The 19,084-nt window shown below is 60.1% G+C and carries 19 protein-coding genes and 2 pseudogenes; 14 read left to right on the top strand and 7 right to left on the bottom strand.

The genetic code is table 11. The features are described from left to right. Window positions 1-4: 4 nt before the first annotated feature. Together OKW39_RS24725 and OKW39_RS24720 are read right to left on the bottom strand one after the other, a co-directional pair. Complete coding sequence (locus tag OKW39_RS24725; protein ID WP_429563926.1) at window positions 5-1,384, bottom strand: IS4 family transposase; 1,380 nt, start codon at window positions 1,382-1,384, stop codon at window positions 5-7. A gap of 726 nt (window positions 1,385-2,110) precedes the next feature. Continuing rightward, window positions 2,111-2,266, bottom strand: a complete 156-nt coding sequence (locus OKW39_RS24720) for a hypothetical protein (RefSeq protein ID WP_158608233.1) — start codon at window positions 2,264-2,266, stop codon at window positions 2,111-2,113. Between the two features lie 445 nt (window positions 2,267-2,711). Between OKW39_RS24720 and OKW39_RS24715 the strand changes: the two genes are divergently transcribed. The 12 genes and pseudogenes from OKW39_RS24715 to OKW39_RS24660 all read left to right on the top strand — a co-directional run bounded on the left by OKW39_RS24715 (window position 2,712) and on the right by OKW39_RS24660 (window position 14,898). Further along, window positions 2,712-3,140: an antitoxin Xre/MbcA/ParS toxin-binding domain-containing protein gene (locus tag OKW39_RS24715; protein ID WP_429563925.1), complete on the top strand. Its 429-nt coding sequence runs from the start codon at window positions 2,712-2,714 to the stop codon at window positions 3,138-3,140. Continuing rightward, window positions 3,137-3,610 (top strand): RES family NAD+ phosphorylase, encoded by a 474-nt coding sequence (locus OKW39_RS24710; protein ID WP_429563924.1) that lies wholly within the window; start codon window positions 3,137-3,139, stop codon window positions 3,608-3,610. The genes OKW39_RS24715 and OKW39_RS24710 overlap by 4 nt, the downstream gene beginning before the upstream one ends. Window positions 3,611-3,944: 334 nt before the next feature. Beyond that, entirely contained in the window at window positions 3,945-5,156 is a 1,212-nt protein-coding gene (locus OKW39_RS24705; protein ID WP_429563923.1) for a tyrosine-type recombinase/integrase, read from the top strand. A gap of 1 nt (window position 5,157) precedes the next feature. Next, entirely contained in the window at window positions 5,158-6,696 is a 1,539-nt protein-coding gene (locus OKW39_RS24700; protein ID WP_429563922.1) for a site-specific integrase, read from the top strand. Next, window positions 6,693-9,017, top strand: a complete 2,325-nt coding sequence (locus tag OKW39_RS24695; protein ID WP_429563921.1) for a hypothetical protein — start codon at window positions 6,693-6,695, stop codon at window positions 9,015-9,017. The genes OKW39_RS24700 and OKW39_RS24695 overlap by 4 nt, the downstream gene beginning before the upstream one ends. Beyond that, entirely contained in the window at window positions 9,010-9,507 is a 498-nt protein-coding gene (locus OKW39_RS24690; protein WP_429563920.1) for a hypothetical protein, read from the top strand. Before OKW39_RS24695 ends, OKW39_RS24690 begins: the two co-directional genes overlap by 8 nt. Before the next feature lie 97 nt (window positions 9,508-9,604). Then, a complete protein-coding gene (locus OKW39_RS24685; protein WP_429563919.1) occupies window positions 9,605-10,108 on the top strand; it encodes a hypothetical protein in 504 nt (167 codons plus the stop codon). A gap of 354 nt (window positions 10,109-10,462) precedes the next feature. After that, entirely contained in the window at window positions 10,463-11,905 is a 1,443-nt protein-coding gene (locus OKW39_RS24680) for an ISNCY family transposase (protein ID WP_429359881.1), read from the top strand. Window positions 11,906-12,090: 185 nt separating this feature from the next. Further along, window positions 12,091-12,759, top strand: a pseudogene (locus tag OKW39_RS24675) (ISNCY family transposase); the annotation flags it as partial. Between the two features lie 67 nt (window positions 12,760-12,826). Next, window positions 12,827-13,543, top strand: a complete 717-nt coding sequence (locus OKW39_RS24670; protein ID WP_429359741.1) for an IS6 family transposase — start codon at window positions 12,827-12,829, stop codon at window positions 13,541-13,543. 93 nt (window positions 13,544-13,636) lie between these two features. After that, complete coding sequence (locus OKW39_RS24665) at window positions 13,637-14,062, top strand: hypothetical protein (protein WP_429563918.1); 426 nt, start codon at window positions 13,637-13,639, stop codon at window positions 14,060-14,062. Between the two features lie 167 nt (window positions 14,063-14,229). Further along, the gene (locus tag OKW39_RS24660; RefSeq protein ID WP_429359885.1) at window positions 14,230-14,898 is read left to right on the top strand and encodes a hypothetical protein; all 669 of its coding nucleotides are present in this window, start codon (window positions 14,230-14,232) and stop codon (window positions 14,896-14,898) included. Between the two features lie 268 nt (window positions 14,899-15,166). Here the strand turns inward: OKW39_RS24660 and OKW39_RS24655 are convergent, their stop codons facing one another. The 3 genes from OKW39_RS24655 to OKW39_RS24645 all read right to left on the bottom strand — a co-directional run bounded on the left by OKW39_RS24655 (window position 15,167) and on the right by OKW39_RS24645 (window position 16,353). Beyond that, window positions 15,167-15,535 (bottom strand): MarR family transcriptional regulator, encoded by a 369-nt coding sequence (locus OKW39_RS24655; protein WP_429359887.1) that lies wholly within the window; start codon window positions 15,533-15,535, stop codon window positions 15,167-15,169. Next, entirely contained in the window at window positions 15,528-15,848 is a 321-nt protein-coding gene (locus OKW39_RS24650) for a toxin-antitoxin system TumE family protein (protein ID WP_429359889.1), read from the bottom strand. Before OKW39_RS24650 ends, OKW39_RS24655 begins: the two co-directional genes overlap by 8 nt. A gap of 178 nt (window positions 15,849-16,026) precedes the next feature. Continuing rightward, entirely contained in the window at window positions 16,027-16,353 is a 327-nt protein-coding gene (locus tag OKW39_RS24645) for a hypothetical protein (RefSeq protein WP_429359891.1), read from the bottom strand. Window positions 16,354-16,459: 106 nt separating this feature from the next. On the opposite strand from OKW39_RS24645, the gene OKW39_RS24640 reads away from it, so the two are divergent. Together OKW39_RS24640 and OKW39_RS24635 are read left to right on the top strand one after the other, a co-directional pair. Continuing rightward, complete coding sequence (locus OKW39_RS24640; RefSeq protein WP_429359741.1) at window positions 16,460-17,176, top strand: IS6 family transposase; 717 nt, start codon at window positions 16,460-16,462, stop codon at window positions 17,174-17,176. Between the two features lie 168 nt (window positions 17,177-17,344). After that, a complete protein-coding gene (locus OKW39_RS24635) occupies window positions 17,345-17,605 on the top strand; it encodes a hypothetical protein (RefSeq protein ID WP_429359894.1) in 261 nt (86 codons plus the stop codon). Between the two features lie 223 nt (window positions 17,606-17,828). On the opposite strand, the pseudogene OKW39_RS24630 reads toward OKW39_RS24635, so the two are convergent. Both OKW39_RS24630 and OKW39_RS24625 read right to left on the bottom strand, forming a co-directional pair. Beyond that, window positions 17,829-18,056, bottom strand: a pseudogene (locus OKW39_RS24630) (transposase domain-containing protein); the annotation flags it as partial. 269 nt (window positions 18,057-18,325) lie between these two features. After that, window positions 18,326-18,991: a GntR family transcriptional regulator gene (locus tag OKW39_RS24625; protein WP_184062864.1), complete on the bottom strand. Its 666-nt coding sequence runs from the start codon at window positions 18,989-18,991 to the stop codon at window positions 18,326-18,328. Between the last annotated feature and the right edge of the window lie 93 nt (window positions 18,992-19,084).

Raw genomic sequence — 19,084 nt, 5'->3', positions numbered from 1 at the left:
CGGCTTAGTAAGCCCGTGGAGCGTGCCCATATTTTTGGACGCGCTCACGTGCGATGTGACGAGGCTCTTTCAGCCATGGGTAGGACTTCGGTCTTCGTTTGCGCATTCGTGGTTCGATGCGACCGGGGCGACTCCCAACGCAAGACTGCGTGATCAGGTTGAACAGGAGACTCTGGTTGTGAGTTGCCGTCAGACCTCTGGCCAGCCATTCAGTCCATAACTGCACCGTGTGTTTGAAACTCAGTGTTCTCGGGTCAGTGGCATGGTGACTGGCGGCCTGAGCCATCAGCAGCCGAATCACGTTGTAGGCCAGCAGATGGACCCAGATCTCCTTTTCGTTCATGTGGGCAGTCTGGCAATGCAGCACATCCATGCCCATCGTCGTCTTGATGTTACGTAGATCCAGTTCCACGTTCCAGCGCCTGGCGTACAACTGCGAGAGGTCCTGTTTGCTGGTCTTGCGTGCATCAAGCATCGTGGTGACCAGCACCCGGTGATGCAGCCTGGACTCGCGCACCATCAGCTCATCGGGGAAGGCCTGGTACTGCTCATGCGTCATCCAGTCGGGACGCTGCCGGGGTTTGGGCCACGTCACAATGTGATCGCGCGTGCCCAGGGACCGGCCTCGCCGAAAGTCGGTGCGGCGTGCCCCATGCTGTTCCATCACGACGTCCACCCCGGCGGCGATCATTGAGGCCATCAGAAAGTAGTGGCAGTACAAGGCATCGGCGACGATCACGTCACCTTTGCGAAACGTGCCTTGCAGCATGCGAAACGCCGTCAGCTCCCCGCTGCCTTTGCCCGCGTAAGTTCCGACCGCCGACTCCAGTACTGCGCCGCTTGCCAGACAGATCACCGCAACCAGATAGGCCAATGGAAAGCCCACTCCTTCGGCCTGAGCACTGGACTGCGGGAAACGGGCCTGGTTCGACGGCGTATCGGGCATCGAGATCCCGGTGCCGTCAACCAGCTTGACCGGGCGCCCGCGCCACTTCCAGGCAGGCTCGGCCTGCTCATGCAGTTGGCGCCCCGTCTCGCGCGCCAACTCCCGCACCATCGTCAGCGGCAGTCTCTGGCGAGCGCGGCAGTAGCCTCCCGTACGCACACTCATGGGCCGCAGCCCGTCGGCAGCTCGCTGCGCCGCCCACCCGTTGACTGCCTTCTGACAGGAGGCGTCCTCTTCCAGCGCCTGGCGCATGAACATCGACAGTGTCACCGTCGGCGGATACAGCCGTTCCCGATGTTCTGGCAAATACGCTTCCGTTATGCCCAACAGCCCCGGGCTCGTCAGTATGTTGAAGTAGTCTACCGCCTGGGCCCTGCATGCCCGGCTTTGAACCCTGCTTCGTGTTTGCCTGTGATGACTTCGTGCATTACGATCCATGGGGGCTGATCTTTGGAATGAGACGGTGTTTGCCTGGTAACAACCATCGTATCAATCCCTGGATCAGCCCCCTCCCTTTCTCTTCAAGCACTTACCCGCGTCTTCTCCTCCATGTAGGCTTAAGTAAGTGCCATTCACCCTAGCTAGGCTTGAAACCAGTCACAAGACTATCCTCGACTTTAAGAGGTGATAGGTGTCCGGAGATTCAGGGAACTGTTCCACCTCGTTTATCCCCCCGGTTCGTTTGCACTTGACATAAAAGGAATGATCGAAGATTAATTCGCAATCCTATGTTTACCAAGCCGAAGGGGTTTCAATTTGTGCAGGAGGCTGCTGCACAAATTCTGGATTCGGCCATGCCTTCAGGTTGCGCGGTGACAATTTGCGCAAGGCGGGGAGGGCTGGCTTGCGCTGGATCAGTGTGGCGACACGCTCCTTTAAGTTTCTGATGATCGAAACGTCGAGGGGGACGATTGCCTGTCTCACGAGGCCACAATGAAGCGTCTCGAATTGACGATTGGTGACCTGCCAAGGTGTTCGATGCCGTGGACATGGAGGCTGACTGATCGCTGGAGGAGACTGAGCAGGCGTCAACTCCGTTACCATCGCCTGGCGTGTGAATCCGAAATCAGTAGCTCAAACCCGCCAGTTCTCTTCGGAGCCTGGCGGGTTTTCTTTGCCGGCCTTTGCCTGTGGGGCGCGGGCTACATACAGCGGTGGAGTCGCTCAGCCGTTCAGTTGCGACTCGACGTTCAGGACGATCCGTGCAACCGGGTTGTTGTCTGCGGATTGCGGCGCGAACTTGATCTGGGCGAAGGTGACGATACCGAGAGCGACGACCAGGAGTGCTCCAGACGCGGCGATGCGGGGAAGGTATTTCACAGGGACCTCATTTTGATGATGTAGACAGAAACTGGGCGTAGCTGACAGGCGTGGCGATTCACCTTCAGCGGCATGTCTGTCCGCAACCCGGCAACGCCGGACGCGGTCGTCAGATCGCACTTGCCGATCGGACGGAGATTGTGCAGTGCACTATAACACGACCGTCAGATCGCAGCTGCCAATCACACGGGCTTGTGCAGTGCACTATAAATGGTTTATCCGTGTGCCCGGTGCGACATCCTGTCGCGAGCGGATGCTTAGTTGCTTGAGCGTTTCGTGTATGAAAGATTTCTGTAGGCCGGGGCGATTCTCGCAGGCACGGACGATGTCGAGGAGACCGCCTCGGCAGTCTCCCCGCTGGAGCCCGCTAGATCGAAGATGGGTTTGCGGACGGTATCAATTGCGCTATCATTAGGCATCAACTGATACTTTGGTCGGGAGTCGCATGTCACTGATCACGCCTGAAGCAGTGGCCGCGGTCATGGAACTGCGGCAGGTCCCGCACACGCTCGCGGAACTCGAGTCACTTGTCCGCGACGGCCTGCCCAAGTCCGCGCTGCGCGCGGGCGTCGAACATGCGACGCAGGGTGCCGACGCCCGGCGTGCGCTACTTGCCCGCATCATCCCCGAAGCGACCTATAAGCGGCGTCGCGATCGGCTGACGCCAGACGAATCGGAAAAGACTGAGCGGCTGGCCAGGATCGTCGCGACGACGGCCTACGTCTGGAACGACGAAGAGGACGCGCGGGAATTCCTGTCGGCGCCGCACCCGGAGCTCGAAGGGCGGGCGCCGCTCGATGTTGCGCTGACCGAGCTCGGCGCGCGCCGGGTCGAAGAGCTGCTCTGGAAACTGTTTTACGGGTTGCCGGCGTGAAGTTGTTTCGAATCGCCGACACTCGACACCCGGTCTGGAGTGGCACCGGCGCGATGCTGGTGGGCGGCCGCTTCAATAGCCCGGGGCGACCGGTCATCTACGCCGCGTCGACCTTCGCCGGTGCGATGCTCGAGGTTCTTGTTCATGCGCGCATCGGCAAGGTACCGAAGACACACGGATGGGTTGAAGCAGCGGTTCCCGACGATATTCGCGTCGAACGCCATTCGGCCGAATCGTTGCCGGGGGGATGGGATGCGCCAGCACTGCAGGTGGCAAGGGTGTTCGGCGACGCCTGGCTGACCGAGTCGCGTACCGCGCTCCTGATCGTACCTTCCGTCGTGGTCCGTGCAGAGTTCAACGTGCTGGTCAATCCCGCACACCCCGACGCGACGCGGATTGCCGTGACCGAGCCGCAACCCGTGGTGTGGGACGAACGCCTCTTTGTGATGCGGTCGGTCGGACACTCCTAGATCATGATGGTGGTCGGCTAGCCTCGCCTCGACGCTTTGCTCCTCGAGGGAGATGACCAGGGCGTCGCTTCTGGTTTAGTTCGCACTCGCCGCTCGCAATGGCCAGTGCAGCGCCGTCTTATATTCTCCTTGTGTGGTTGCCAGAGCCGACACGGCTGTCAGTTTTTGTCAATCGCCCCGACAATTTGACATAACGTAATTTATCACCAGGACTGGTATGTATGAAGCCGTTGCGTGGAAACGGCTGAAATCCGTACTCGCAGGTAACTGTCACACAACAGATGGTAGCTTTTGCCGTTGCGTTTGCTGACGGATGGCTTCCGTGTTTCGATACTTGGATGATCCCGATCTTCCGTTGTTGCTCCGTGGCCCGGTGCTGGTTGACGACACCGGGTTGCCGCGTTACTGGGCTGAAGTCTGGTCGACAATGTCGTCGTCTCGATTGGCAGCGTCCACGCATACAAAAAAGCTCCGGTATCTCGAAAACCTGTATCAGCATGCAGTCGGAATCGGCGGTCCGAATGCTCTGGACGACGCGCTGGCAGCGCTGGACGACCAGGCGCTGGCTGAAATTCTCGAGTCGTGGTTCGTTTCGATCCGCAATCAGTCCGTCGTGACCGGCGCCGACGAAAAGCGCTGGCAAACGGGACTGGAATTCGTCTCGTCCGTGGTCACCTGGCTATCAAAAAGCGAGGCCTCCAATGACCGGCTAAGGCGGATTGAGCAGCGGCTACACAGCCTTGCCGGGCTCTACGGCCAACTTCATGTTCGCCGTGACAATCCGGTCGAGATGGTGCGCTCGTTGCCGGCCAGCACTCTGGAGGCGCTGTACCTCTTGCTCGACCCGAATTCCCGGCAAAATCCGTTTGCACGCGAGCGCACACGCTGGCGTGTCTTCGTCGCCTTCGTGTTGATGTTGCATCAAGGGTTACGCCGGGGGGAAGCCTTGATGCTGCCGGCTGATGCGGTGAAAAGCGCTTACGACCGCCGGCAGCAGCGCACGCGCTACTGGCTCAATGTCCACGACAACGGGTACGAGGATGCGGAGGTTGACCCTCGCTACTCGAAACCGGGCATCAAGAACGCGCATTCGGTCCGGCAGGTTCCTGTTAGCGAACTGACGGCCAGTGTGGTGCAACGTTACGTGGAAAACTATCGCGGCCGGCCGTCTCATTCCTATCTGCTGAACTCCCAGTTCGACACACCTCTGTCGACTGAAACGCTGACCAAGACATTCGCCCTGATATCTCGCTGCCTGCCGGCCGAAGTACTCGCTGAGTTGAAGGACCGTACTGGCAAGCATGCGATAACGCCTCATGACCTGCGTCACACAAGTGCCGTCGTCAGGCTGCAGCAGTTGCTTGAGCACGGCGATGCGATGGATGAGGCGATTCAGAAGATGCGAACGTTCTTCGGCTGGTCCAAGACCTCCGCGATGCCGTCCCGATATGCGCGCGCAGTGTTTGAGGACAGACTGGCTGGCGTCTGGAATGACGCCTTCGATGACCGGGTTGCGTTGCTTCGCGCCTTGCCTCGCAGGAACTGATATGGAGGAACCACAGAGCCCAGGCTGGTTCCCGGAACCGTCATCTGCCGGGGACGTCATTGAGCGGGTCCTGAGGGCATTGCCGGCTCTGCCTCCGGTCCTCCGCTATTACGACGACTTTGACGACAAACAGTATTCGATTCGCGATCCGGTCAATGCGGTGGTCTTCGAGCTGGTGATCAATGGCCGAACGATCAGGGTCGACTTCACGCCGTATGAAACAAAGCACGCCCTGCTGTTAAAACACGTCTTCGTGTATCTCCTGGGCCAGGACCTCACCGCATCTACCGCTGCGAACTACCTGATCTCAGCGACGCATCTGTCGCGGAGGGACATCGCTGACATTGTTCGTGCGGGCCCTGTGGAAATAGCATCCGTCTGGGCGACGCTGCGCGTGCGTGAGATGCCTGTCTCGACCTATGTCCTGGCAAAGTCGCTGCTTCGGCTTCTGTGCCGCTATCGACTTCAAGGTTGGTCGGACTCCTACAGTTTCCATGTCACCAACACCCTTCCCTTGCCGGCCCGCGATGTCTATGCTGGCGTTCATTCTGGAGATGTGTTTCTGGGCGTGGACGAAGAGGCCGCGATTGTGCGGCATCTGGACGAGACCGTCGCGGCGCTTGCATCACCGGCCTCGGTTCCTTACGACGCACTTTGCGACACAGGGATGTTGCTGTGCGCCTACCAGTTTGCCATGCGACCCATCCAGATCGCGATGGTGAGCATGCGAAACGTCCGCATCTGGCACGATGTCCAGGATGGCTTGCCAACTGTTCATCTGACGTTCCACATGGCCAAACAGCGGAGTGCAGCCAAACGGCGACCTCTTACACGTCGGGTCAAACATGAGTGGGCGCCGGTGTTTGCTGCGCTTGATAAATGGCGGCGGCTCGACGGAGCCACCGGTAACGCACACTTCTTCGATGTCCAATCGAACAGCGAGGCTGGGGCTCGCATTGCTGCGCTGGTGCGCAAGCTGATTGATTCCGACGATCTCGGATCGGCCATGGATTTACGGCATACAGCAGCCCAACGGCTCGTTGACGCCGGTGCCAGCCACGAGGAACTCGCCGAGTTCATGGGGCATTCGTACATTCGGACCGGACTGGTGTACTTCCGGACGTCGGCCTCCCACGCCGAACGCGTCAACCGGGCGCTCGGCGCCTCGGATGTGTACCGCCGGGTGGCGAGGATTGCGCACGACCGGTTCATCTCCCCGGAAGAGCTCACCTTACTTAAGGGTGAACAGCAGATCGCCGGCGTGCCTCACGGCATTCCGATTGCAGGCATCGGTGGTTGCATGTCGGGACAACCGGCGTGCCCTTATAACCCGGTGACGTCATGCTACGGCTGCAGGAAGTTCTTGCCCTTGCATGACAAGGCAATGCATGAGAGCGTGTTGGCCTCGATGCGTGAGGTGGTCGTGTTCTTCGAGCAGAGCTCTCGCGGCGACACCCGGTCTCCGACGTATCTCCAGCTGCAGCGCACGATCGCCGAAATACAGACGGTCATCGACGAGCTGGAAAGAGAGGGCCGATGAATCCTCACTACTCCGCGTTCATCGAGCTGGGCAAAACCCTCGCCCGCGAAAAAGGGCTGCGCTGGGAGATGCCTCTCGACGAAGCCGGCGCTGCTCGAGACGGCGTCGGATGGAACCTCACGGCCATTGCCGGCGACATACCGCCGCCGAATCACTACCTGCGGGACCTGGGTGGGGACACGAAGGCGCTGGCAATTGTCAACGCGGAACGTGCTGAGCGTGGACTGGCACCATTACCCAGGCGGCCGCTGTCTGACGCATGGCAGGACATGATCAAGGCGGCCGTCGCCGAGCAGTTGCTGTTCAGGCGGAATACGACGGGACATGTGTATAAACATATTCTCCGTCCACTGCGCGTAATTGCTACGTGCGTAGGCAGCGAGCCATGGGAACTGACCGTTGATGACCTGCACGTTGCCGTCCGTATAGGCACGGCTGTCCAGGCTTCTGGAAAGCTGGGGGATGCGGTGAGTGGCATCGTCAAGCTCGTGTTCGACGCCCAGCACGTCTGTGACGCCGGTCCGTTGTACCCGGCACTTGCCGTTCCCCGCATGAAAGTGAAAAGTGCTATCAAGGCAAAACATACGTGGTCGCCCGACGAGCTTCGTGACGATCTCGACGCCCGCAAGCGGAGCGAGCGTCTGCCAGAACGCCGGGCATTCTGGGAACTGACGCGCATCATAATGACTGAAAAGCCGCGCACATTCATGGATGAACTGCGCTTTGCAGCGTTGCGCACGATGATCATCACGGGAATGCGGTCGGGTGAGGCAGCGCTTTTACCAGTGGACTGGAAGCGGGAGCGCACGTACCTGGATAGGACCGGACGGCCAGCCGGCGAATCCGGTGGCATCTCGACGTCCCTGATGATCCGTCACTTCGCAGAAAAGCAGCAGCAGGATGAAACGGATAGCAGGGTCCTGTATGAAGCGACCCAGCCTGTTCCAGAGATGTTCCGGACGCTGCTGACTGAGACGCTTGACCATGTGGCCAGAATCACTGAACCGCTGCGCGCGACGTTGAAGCTGCAATGCGAAACGGGAAGACTGCTCCCATGGTATCCGGCCAACAGCGTCGTGCCCTTCATCGAAGTCTATCAGCGCCTCATGGGCAATCCGTTCTGGCTGGCCATTGAACGGGAGCCATTCATCGAACGCTACCGGAACGGGTTCGAACCTGCCGTTCTTGCTGAACTGCAGGACTATCAGAATGCGCTGCGGCACAGCGGCGATACGACGCTTGACATGGCCGTCTATCAATTCGGACATCGCCTGAAATCTGCGATACGCGCAGGCGAGACGGGCCTGCGCTTCCGTCATGGCGACGGTTCGCCAATCAGTCTCCTGGCGCGGACGGGATGGCATACGACGTACTTGCACGTCGGCGAGTTCGAGGAGCACATCCGGCTCACGACGCCAACGAAGGTGTCGGACATTACGCCTTTACCGCTGGCAGTTGGCTCCGTTCAGCCGTTCGAGCTTCTGTTCGTGCAGCCAAAGCGTTCACTTGCAGAAGAACGCAATGACTTGCTCTGTGACGTCAATCGCTACATGTGCGTCCGCCGCCCGGGGCCCGACCTGATTCAGTTGGCGCTCGGCGAGCAATCGACCGGCGAGACCGTGTTTGAGAAATACGGACAAACCGACGACGATCGTAAGCTACGGATGCAATCCCACATGTTGCGTCATCTACAGAACACCGAACTGTTCCGGCTCGGCGTCGCCGACACGATCATCTCCAAGCGCTTCAACCGCCGGAGTGTGGCCCAGAGTTACGACTATGACCATCGAAGCCTCGCGGAAGAACTTGACCACGTTGAAATTCCGCGGGAAATCGAGGCCATGCTGGGCGAGAAAGCGAGCACAGTTGCCCGACTCATTAAGGGTGGCAAAGCAAACGGGCCGATAGTCGACACGTTCCGGCGCATCCAGGCCACGGAAGGCGAGACGGCTGCGTACGAATACCTGCGTGCCGAAGCTGATGGATTCCATGCCACGCCGTACGGGCACTGCCTGAACTCGTTCACTGTCGACCCTTGCCCCAAGCATCTCGAATGCTTCGCCGACTGCCGTCATCTCTCGGCGACCGACCTCCCGGAGCACCGACAGAACCTCATCCGGCTCGAAGGTAAGTTCAAGCTGGCGCTGGAGACGATCAGGGCCCGTCCTTCAACGAGCATTGGCGGGAAAAACCAGCTCGATCATGTCGAGAAGCGGCTGGCGGGCGTACAGAAGCTGCTCGCGACGGGGCCGGGTGAACACCCTTTCCCTGACGGCGTCGACCTCTCGGCGCCGGCGCAACGTGGAGTACTTGATGACTGAGCCCAGTGAAACGACCGCATCCGGCGACGAGCCAATGCGCGAGATCCTTGAGACGCTGCTGGCTGACGACGAAGACATCACGGCGCGCGCTGTTGCCCGATTGCATCCAACCATCAAGGCGGCATCGTCGATTACCCGCAGCGAGTCGCGAAGCCAACTGCTCGCCGAGTATCAGCAGCGGCAATCAGCGTACAGACGCTGGCGAATCCGAATCGCGAAACGTTCCGGATCCGACACGGCCTCGTCGCTTGCCGACAAGGACATCCGGATTGCAGAGCTCGAAGCTACCGTGCAGTTGCTTACCGCCTCTCACCTCGCCATGCTGCGTGCCGTCGGCGAACTCGGTGGCTTCAGCAAGTGGGCGAAATTCTACGAGCACCATCGGGAGGCGCGCGACAGGCTTGCCGAGCTTGGTGCGATACCGGCTGCGCCTGTATCGGCAATGCCGCCGACCAAATCAAAAGGCCGCGAAGACACAAAGCGAGGATGACCATCCCTGCGGTGTGATAGTGTTTGCTCGACACCCCAGCTACGAAATGGCCGAGGTTCCGCGGCGGAAGCCGCTTCTCTCCCGAAAGGAGCGTTTGATGTCCTATTGCCCGTTCTTCCAGACCCTGCACGACGAAACGCGCCCAGTCGGCAACCTGGGTCGCGGAACCCACTACTCGGTGCTTCGTGTGCCCGTGTGGCACGACGAGTTCCTGAACCGAATCGACCGGTGCGGCTTCCTCGACTTCGCGGTCATCTGGGATGAAGATCACGACGATCGCGTGATCGACGCCATCATGATGCTTTACGTCGGCGGCCTACTCTCCCCGATACGGTATATCGGTGAGAGGAAAGGAACGCTAACGGTTCTCCTGGGGCCCGACGCCGTGCGTGATTGGGATCCGGAAGCACTGCAAAGGTATATCGACGACATCAACGACGTTTGCCAATGCCTGGAAGACCCGTGGTCCGCACACGTGGCCGGCGTTGGTGAAGATGGGCATTCGATCATCCATGCTCCGCCCGAGAATGTTGCCCTGTACCTGAAAAACATCGACATGCTGTGGCAACTCGGCGTGGGACCCAAATCGCAAACCAGCTAGATCGTGCGCAACCCGACGGCCATCGTAGATCGCTCCTGGTGAGTATCGTGTTGCGTCGCCTCATGATACTCGACGCAACAAGCGTCCCGGTTTGGGATGCGCAACGGGGAACTCGTTTAAAGAGGCAATATCCTGTGGATAACTCGGCCGCCTTCCCCGTTGAAATACAACAAAAACAAAACCTGAAAAACCAAACCACGCAACACCGTGCCATAGGTACCAAGATTCAATTATGAGAATGTCAGAGCTTTTTAGAAATGTCCGGTTCTGGCTCATTAGAAATGTCCGGTTTCCTGCTCCGGGCTGGCTGCTGTGGCGCATGCTGCGGCATCACCGTCAGCCCGGAGCTAGACCATGAACGGACGTGGATTCATCACGATCAGCATGCACGAGCTCGAGCGCGTGAAGATCATCGAGGCGGTCGTCCAGCATCGCCTGACGGGCGTACTGGCGGCTGAACGGCTGCAGCTGTGTGAGCGTCAGGTCAGCCGGCTCGTGCGGCGTTACGAGGCGGCGGGACCGGCCGGGCTGGTTTCAGCGCGGCGTGGACAGCCCAGCAACCGCGAACTGCCGGTGGATGTCCGTGCGCGGGCCCTGACCACCATTCGCGAGCGCTACGCCGACTTCGGGCCGACGCTGGCCTGCGAGAAGCTGCGCGAATGTCATGGCCTCGTGCTGTCGAAGGAAACCGTGCGGCGCTGGATGCGTGAGGCCGGGCTGTGGATTCCCCGCAAACAGCGGCCGCCGAAGCTGCATCAGCCGAGAAACCGTCGTGCCTGCCTGGGTGAACTGGTGCAGATCGACGGCAGCGACCATCGCTGGTTCGAGGACCGGGCGCCGGCCTGCACGCTGCTGGTGTACGTCGATGACGCCACGAGCCGCCTGATGATGCTGCATTTCACGGCGACCGAATCGACCTTCAGCTACTTCGAGGCGACGCGCGCGTATCTGGAGCAGCATGGCAAGCCGGTGGCGTTCTACAGCGACAGGGCCAGCGTTTTTTACGTGAAGCGACGCTCGGAGACAGCGGGCAAAGGTGTCACGCAGTTCGGCCGGGCGATGTACGAGCTGAACATCGACACGTTCTGCGCGAACTCAAGCCCCGCCAAGGGGCGCGTCGAGCGCGCCCACCTGACGCTGCAGGATCGGCTCGTCAAGGAGCTCCGGCTGCGCGGCATCAGCACCATCGAGGCCGCCAACGCCTGGGCGCCCGCCTACATGGCAGCCTATAACGCGCGCTTTGCGAAGCCGCCACGCAGCGCTTTCGATGCGCATCGACCCGTGCGCGCCGACGAGAATCTCGACGCGATCCTGACCTGGCGCGTCCTGCGCAAGGTCTCGGATTCACTGACGCTGCTGAACGACCGCGTGATCTGGCTGCTTGACGATACGCCGGCCAACCGCAGGCTGATTCACCGCTACATCGACGTGTGGGAGTATCCGGACGGACGCCTCGAGATCCGCGCCGATGGTGTCGCGCTGCCCTGTGTCCAGTACGACAAGCTTGCCGAGATCGACCAGGGCGCGGTGGTGGAGCACAAGCGTCTTGGTCATGCGCTGAAGGTCGCCCAGGCACTGCAGGCGCAGCGCGACAACCGCCGGATATCCGGCTCACCGTCACGCACGAACCGCGGTGAACCCGTGCGTACGAAGGCGCGGCTGCCTGGCACGAGGAAGCAGCGCGAAGTCACGCTCGAGGACTGGAATGCGGCAGTCATGGGGACACACCAGAACCCGGGAGGCTCGGTGCTAAAAACCCCTCCAGAGAGAGATAAAAGGACTGCAAAACGACCCTAACCCACCACCCAAAACCGACCCTCAACCCCGACATCTGTATCTTGCTGGAACCCCGACATTTCTATCTGGCCTCGACATGACATGTAGCGGCAATATGAGAATGTCGTGTTCTAGCAAGATACAAATGTCGTGTTTTACCGTGACTGGCAAGCTGGCATTTTGCTGCGCGATCGCAGGAGCCAGTCATGAGCCCAGCCGCACTGGTGACATTGAACATGCGCGAACTCGACCGTCTGAAGGTGATCCAGGCCGTGGTGGACATCGGGCTCAAGCCCGGGCGTGCCGCCGGGCGACTTGGCCTGACCGTGCGTCAGGTCGAGCGGCTGGTAGCGCGGTATCGTGAATCTGGCGCGGCGGGACTGGCCTCACGCAAGCGCAGGTCGCCCGGCAACCGGAAGCTCGATGAAGGACTGGCTGTGCGGGCCCTGACCACCATTCGCGAACGCTATGCCGACTTCGGGCCGACGCTGGCCTGCGAGAAGCTGCGCGAATGTCATGGCATCGTGCTGTCGAAGGAAACCGTGCGACACCTGATGACGGACGCCGGCCTGTGGGTACCGCGCCGGCAGCGGCCGCCCAGGGTCTACCAGCCGCGGGCCCGGCGCGCGTGCTTCGGTGAGCTGGTGCAGATCGACGGCAGCGACCATCGCTGGTTCGAGGACCGGGCGCCGGCCTGCACGCTGCTGGTGTACGTCGATGACGCCACGAGCCGCCTGATGATGCTGCATTTCACGGCGACCGAATCGACCTTCAGCTACTTCGAGGCGACGCGCGCGTATTTGGAGCAGCATGGCAAGCCGGTGGCGTTCTACAGCGACAGGGCCAGCGTTTTTTACGTGAAGCGACGCTCGGAGAGGTTGTGTCGCGCTAAGGATGCGGGAGTAAAATTCAGGCGGACATTTTCCTGAAGTGAAGCGTGATATGAAGAATGCGACTGCGAGAAAAGCCCTGCCTGCCGGCGTAGCGAATGTACTCAAACGCCTGCACTATCCGCTGGACGTGATCCTGCTGTGTGTGCGGTGGTATGTGGCCTACTCGCTGAGCTTGCGAAATCTCGAGGAAATGATGGCCGAAAGGGGTTTCGAGGTCGACCATTCGAGCGTGCATCGCTGGGTGATCAAACTCGTACCGTTGTTCGAGAAGGCCTTTCGCAAGCACAAACGTCCGGTCGGCAAGAGCTGGAGGATGGATGAGACCTACGTCAAGGTGGGCGGCCAGTGGAAGTACTTGTATCGCGCGGTGGACAAGGCCGGTAATACGGTGGATTTCCTGTTGCGGGCGTATCGCGACAAAGCTGCCGCGCGCCGTTACTTCGAGAAAGCCATCGATCGGAACGGGACGCCCGAGACCGTGACCATGGATAAAAGCGGGGCGAATCTGGCCGCCCTCCAGGCCATCAACGCCGAGCGGGAAACGCCGATCAAGGTCCGGCAGGTCAAATATCTGAACAACATCGTCGAGCAGGATCATCGGGCGATCAAACGACGAACCAGGCCCATGATGGGCTTCAAGGATTTCCGGTGTGCCCGCATCATCCTGTCAGGCATTGAGACGATGCATATGATCAGGAAAGGCGAAATGAAGGACAGCGGCGTCGCCCGAACCGCCGCCGATCAGTTCTATTCGCTGGTGGCGTAAGGACTCCTTGTCATTGCGGAACTTTCTTGCCTTGCCAATCTTATCGCGACACAACCCCACAGAAAGCAAAAACATCCCGATGAGGTCACCGTCATGGTCGCCGTCAAATTCGATGATCTTTCCTCGGCCTTCGACTTCGTCAGCTATGCAGCGCCGATGGAACACCAGGCGTATATCTCGCTCGATACGGGAAAAATCTACTGGATTTCCGATGCCATCGACACGATCGAGGAGGCGATTCCCGAGGATCTGGAAGACCCGGATCGCTACCTCGCGATACCGCACAAGAACGAACTTGATCTCGGAAGCAGTCTCGCCCTGCGCTTTGCCGCACAGCAGCTGCCTGCGCGTTATGACCAGATTGAAGGGTTTTTCCAGCCGCGAGGGGGATACGCGCGCTTCAAGGATTTACTCGAGCGCGAAGGTGCTCTGGAACGCTGGTATGCGTTTGAAGCCGACTCTGTCGAAAAGGCACTGAGGCAATGGGGCGCTGAAAACGGGCTCGAGATTCTTGATTGAGACGCCACGCGTCGGGTGAGACAGGCCAAAGTCTCTCGCTACACAGCGTACCATCTTTACGTCAATCAGCCGGAAACCCTTGCTACACAAGGCTCTTCAGCCCGGAATTCGTCACAGAACTGAAAATGCACCAACTTTTGTAGAAATTCGTATCAACGATAGTTCGTTTGACAACAGAGGCGCAGGCGCATCAGCTAGCCTGCGACATCCGCACGCTGACCCAGTGGCTCAGTCATGACATCGTGTCGCTGGCGGGTCCGCAACTCGCCACGCGGCAAGCGCTGTTCGACTTCATCGTCGAGGAATTGGGCGTGCGCGAAGCGCTGGATGCGCGCCGCATCCGCCCGGTGCGCATCGCGCTGCAGAACCAGCGCGATGACCTGCTCGCGTTCGCCGGCGTGCTCGATGAGAAGCTCGCCGCGATCGCGCAGCGCGCCAACGTCTCGGATGAGCTCGTGCGCGCCGCGTGTGTGCTGCATCGCAAGCCGCGCACCTCACCCGCGTACTGGCAGGGATGGGGCCGGCTACGCGCCAGACTGGGCGGCCAGTTCCACGCCGTGTTCGCCGCGGTGTCCGAGGCCATGGCCCACACGCCGCGCAGCAGCGCGCTCGTCGAAAATCTGAACTCGCGCTTGCGCAACTTTTTCACGCTGCGTCGCCATCTGGGCGCCCCTTACCTCGACCTGCTGCGCTTCTTCCTGAATCATCGGCGCTTCGTGCGCAGCCGCCGGGCCGAGCGTCAAGGCAAAAGTCCGTGTGAGTTGATGACGGGGCGGGACCACCCGCACTGGCTCATGATGCTGGGACTCGGAGCGCTTCAACCGCGGCAAGTCTGAGCGCGGGAGGTCGATACCCAAGACCTCCAAATCCATCGGGATACTAATCAAAAATCAAAACACCGCCCTCCACGAGCGGTGCGGCTCAGTTCGTCCGTGTTACCCAAAATCGGCGCTTTTCGAACCACGCCCCTTGAAAGGGCTGGCTTTTACACCGCCGCTAACACGAGCCGATATTCGCGTTCCATGCGTAGTTTCTGGTGCTCAGAATGAAGAAGCCCGCGACACCGGTCGGCGTGTCGCGGGCTTGATGCTGCGTAGTGTGGCGTTACGCGAACGACATTTCCAGGCTGATGCCGGCATAGTTGACCCGTGGTGCGACCTCGCGGCCGTCGCCTTTCTCGAAGTGCACCAGGCCGTACCGCTCCATCGTCTTAAGCGTGCGCGACAGGTTGGATTTCTCGCGTCCGGACGTCGCTGCAAGCTCCGTCAACGATGACGGGTTCGTTTTCGCGATCAGTGCCAACAATGCCTGATTCTTGCCCGACAGCACCTGCGCGAACGACTCGGGCGACGAGAACCAGATTTTCGGCTCGTCGGGGGCGGGCTTGTATTCGCCTCGCGCGATTGCCATGGTCCGCGCCTTGAATTGCTCCATCGGGGCAATCCCGACCTTCAGAATATGTTCGTTAGTCATCGCTCTCGCTCCTTTCCCTCATCACTGTTTCGACTTCGGTCCAGAAGTCTTCAAGCAACTTCGCGGCATCCGCATACTCGTAAAACCGGATACGCTCGCCGGCGTGCTTGTGGTCGTACTCGATCCGCGTCCGTGCGCCGGGGCCCGAACCCTCCCGAATCGGATGCGCGTTATCGAATCCCAACAGGCGAGCACCCGTTTCGTCGTGCAAGGTCAGCGAATACCGCAGCCCGTGCGGGCGCTCCGGTGATGCTGCGATTTGCGCCACTTCAAATTTCACCCAACAACACCCGGTGTCGTCGACGGTGAACACCACTCCGTCCAGCTCGAGGAGGGTGTCTAGGCTTGAGTCTCGATCTGTCATGACCTGCATGTTATCATTAGGTGACAACTAACGCAAGGGATGCCCCGGTTACGGGTTAAGAGGCGTCCGACGAAGGAAAATCAGCAGCGTTTCGGAAGTGAATCTGGCAGCGGCAAAGAAGGCGCACTCATCGGTGCTGCACTTTCCGCGCGGCCATGTACACGTCGAACAGGGCCGCATGCAGGCGACGGAGCGCCTGACGCAGACTGACGAGTTCGTGCTGGTCGCCGTCATGCTCCCGGCGCAGGATCTCGCCCAGCAGGACCGTGGCCCGCGATGCCGCAACCTCACGTTGCGCCCGGGCGTCACCCAGCTGGCCCGCGAGCGCCGGCTTGACCACCAGCAGCCACGCAGGAAACCAGGCGTAATCGTCGATCTCGCCGGTGCCGGGAAACTCCGCATCGAAGCGCCGGCATAGCGCGTCAAGCGACGCGTCGCCCAGTCCGGGCAGCAACGCCGCGAACCGTGCGGGCGCCAGCCACGCCAGTTCCGCGAGTTGTGTCGCGCTAAGGATGCGGGAGTAAAATTCAGGCGGACATTTTCCTGAAGTGAAGCGTGATATGAAGAATGCGACTGCGAGAAAAGCCCTGCCTGCCGGCGTAGCGAATGTACTCAAACGCCTGCACTATCCGCTGGACGTGATCCTGCTGTGTGTGCGGTGGTATGTGGCCTACTCGCTGAGCTTGCGAAATCTCGAGGAAATGATGGCCGAAAGGGGTTTCGAGGTCGACCATTCGAGCGTGCATCGCTGGGTGATCAAACTCGTACCGTTGTTCGAGAAGGCCTTTCGCAAGCACAAACGTCCGGTCGGCAAGAGCTGGAGGATGGATGAGACCTACGTCAAGGTGGGCGGCCAGTGGAAGTACTTGTATCGCGCGGTGGACAAGGCCGGTAATACGGTGGATTTCCTGTTGCGGGCGTATCGCGACAAAGCTGCCGCGCGCCGTTACTTCGAGAAAGCCATCGATCGGAACGGGACGCCCGAGACCGTGACCATGGATAAAAGCGGGGCGAATCTGGCCGCCCTCCAGGCCATCAACGCCGAGCGGGAAACGCCGATCAAGGTCCGGCAGGTCAAATATCTGAACAACATCGTCGAGCAGGATCATCGGGCGATCAAACGACGAACCAGGCCCATGATGGGCTTCAAGGATTTCCGGTGTGCCCGCATCATCCTGTCAGGCATTGAGACGATGCATATGATCAGGAAAGGCGAAATGAAGGACAGCGGCGTCGCCCGAACCGCCGCCGATCAGTTCTATTCGCTGGTGGCGTAAGGACTCCTTGTCATTGCGGAACTTTCTTGCCTTGCCAATCTTATCGCGACACAACCCGGCGGTGGGCTCAGCGCCAATTTCAGCCTGGACTCCCTGATCAGCCTGAGCACCGGCAACCTTGACCCGCAGTCGCGCGGGGCGCTGTTCGAAAACTCCGCTTCGGTCGGGATGCGCCAGACAGGGCTGGGCTTTTTCCGGTTGGGGCGACAGAATGATTTTGCCTTCGACTACTTTCTGATCGGCGGCATTGATCCCGCAACGGGAGCAGCACGAGGCATGCTGAACTTTCGCACCGGACGCTTCGGCGCCGACCTGCTCTGTGTCGCGGGTCCCGCGCAGATCGGCGCGGTGGCCGCAGTCGTCCCGTACCCGCCCATCATCAACAACGGCGTGCCCACGGGCCTGAGGCGATCAACTGGGACCGTGTGAGCGTCAAGCGCATGTCCAATGCGGTCAAGCTGACTTCGCCCCGGCATGGAATCTTGGTGCAGCCCACACCGATTCGGAACGACAATGCCTTTTTGAAGAATGTCGCAATCAACCAAGCGGCGGTCCAGCTCACCCACGCGCTATCCAAAACCACTGCAGTCCACCTGGCCGGTGTGTTTCAGCGTACGAACGTAATCGGCAATTCATCGACGTCCTTGCGATGTCAGGCGATCTGATGCAAGGGCGAGCGCAGCGGATTGCCGGCGAAGAGCGATTTCCACATCCGCGGCGTGAGTTCATGCACGCGCGATGCCGGATGCTGGCCCACGCGCTGCAGCACGTCGACCAGATAATCGTAGGGATCGATGTCGTGTAGCTTGCACGTCACGAGGAGGCATTGCGCGATACCGATCTGCCTGGCACCGAGTTCGGTCCAGCAGAACATCCCGTTTCCGATTGCTCTTCTCTAGCTGATGCCGTCATCGCCTGCTCCTGATCGAATTGAACGAAGAGCATTGTGCGATCGCCTCTACGCGAGATCTATAACGCCCATGGCTTACCGCTTACCTACGAACGGCGCTTACCCTGCCGAAATTGGCACCGCGGCGGCGGGCAAGATCCAGTCGGTCCCCGCTGCCGGGATGCAGTTGCGGTTCTAGAAGCAGCGAAACGGGCGCGCCGCGGACCAGCCTGATCCCGGCGGCCCCTTAATGAACATTCCTAAACGCCGCGCGCAGCCAAAACCGCCATCAAGCCTTGGAGCACGATGGCGCGGCCCTTGTCGTAGGTGCTCAGGAGCAGTTTGCGATCTTTCGCCGACAATGCCTTGAGAAGCTGTTCCTCGATTCGCGCGTCGAGGTGCGTACCTTGGCGCGTGATGTCCGCCGCCAACGAGCGATACCGATCGGTCAGGCGCATCAGCCGCAATGCTTCACGCTTTAGGATCTTGTTTTCTGACAGATCGAAGATCGCGTCGTGAAACGCCCGGTGGCGCTCAATCCAGGCGTCGCGCGAGCCGCTTGCCAGTAACTGGTTGAGCTCGGCCACCATCGCCTTGAGGCTCTTCAACTGGGGCGGGTTGGGCCAGACAATGGTGGCGAGCAACTCGGATTCAAGCAGATGGCGCATCCGATAGAGTTGACGTGCCTCGTCACTGGACAAGGGCGCCACGAAAAACCCACGATTCGGGTCGTGTTCGATGATGCCCTCAGCTGCCAGAAGCTTTAGCGCTTCGCGCACTGGCACGCGACTGATGCCAAAACGTTCGGCCAGATCGGACTGGCGAAGTTGCAAGCCCGGCGCGAGTGTTCCGCGATTGATCAGTTTGCGCATCTCCGACGCGATCTGGGACGGGAAGTCGACCCCATCAAGTTCTGTAATTGTCACGATGACCGCCCAAGAGTTGTATTCAATACGAAATTATATCCTGATTGTCGACGGCGCAAGGCGTCCGAGCCCTTCCTGATTGGGCCGCCCGGG

Origin of the sequence: Paraburkholderia sp. MM6662-R1 (genome assembly GCF_050436245.1) — a bacterium.
Classification (GTDB): domain Bacteria; phylum Pseudomonadota; class Gammaproteobacteria; order Burkholderiales; family Burkholderiaceae; genus Paraburkholderia; species Paraburkholderia tuberum.
This window is presented reverse-complemented; position numbering and strand designations above follow the sequence as displayed.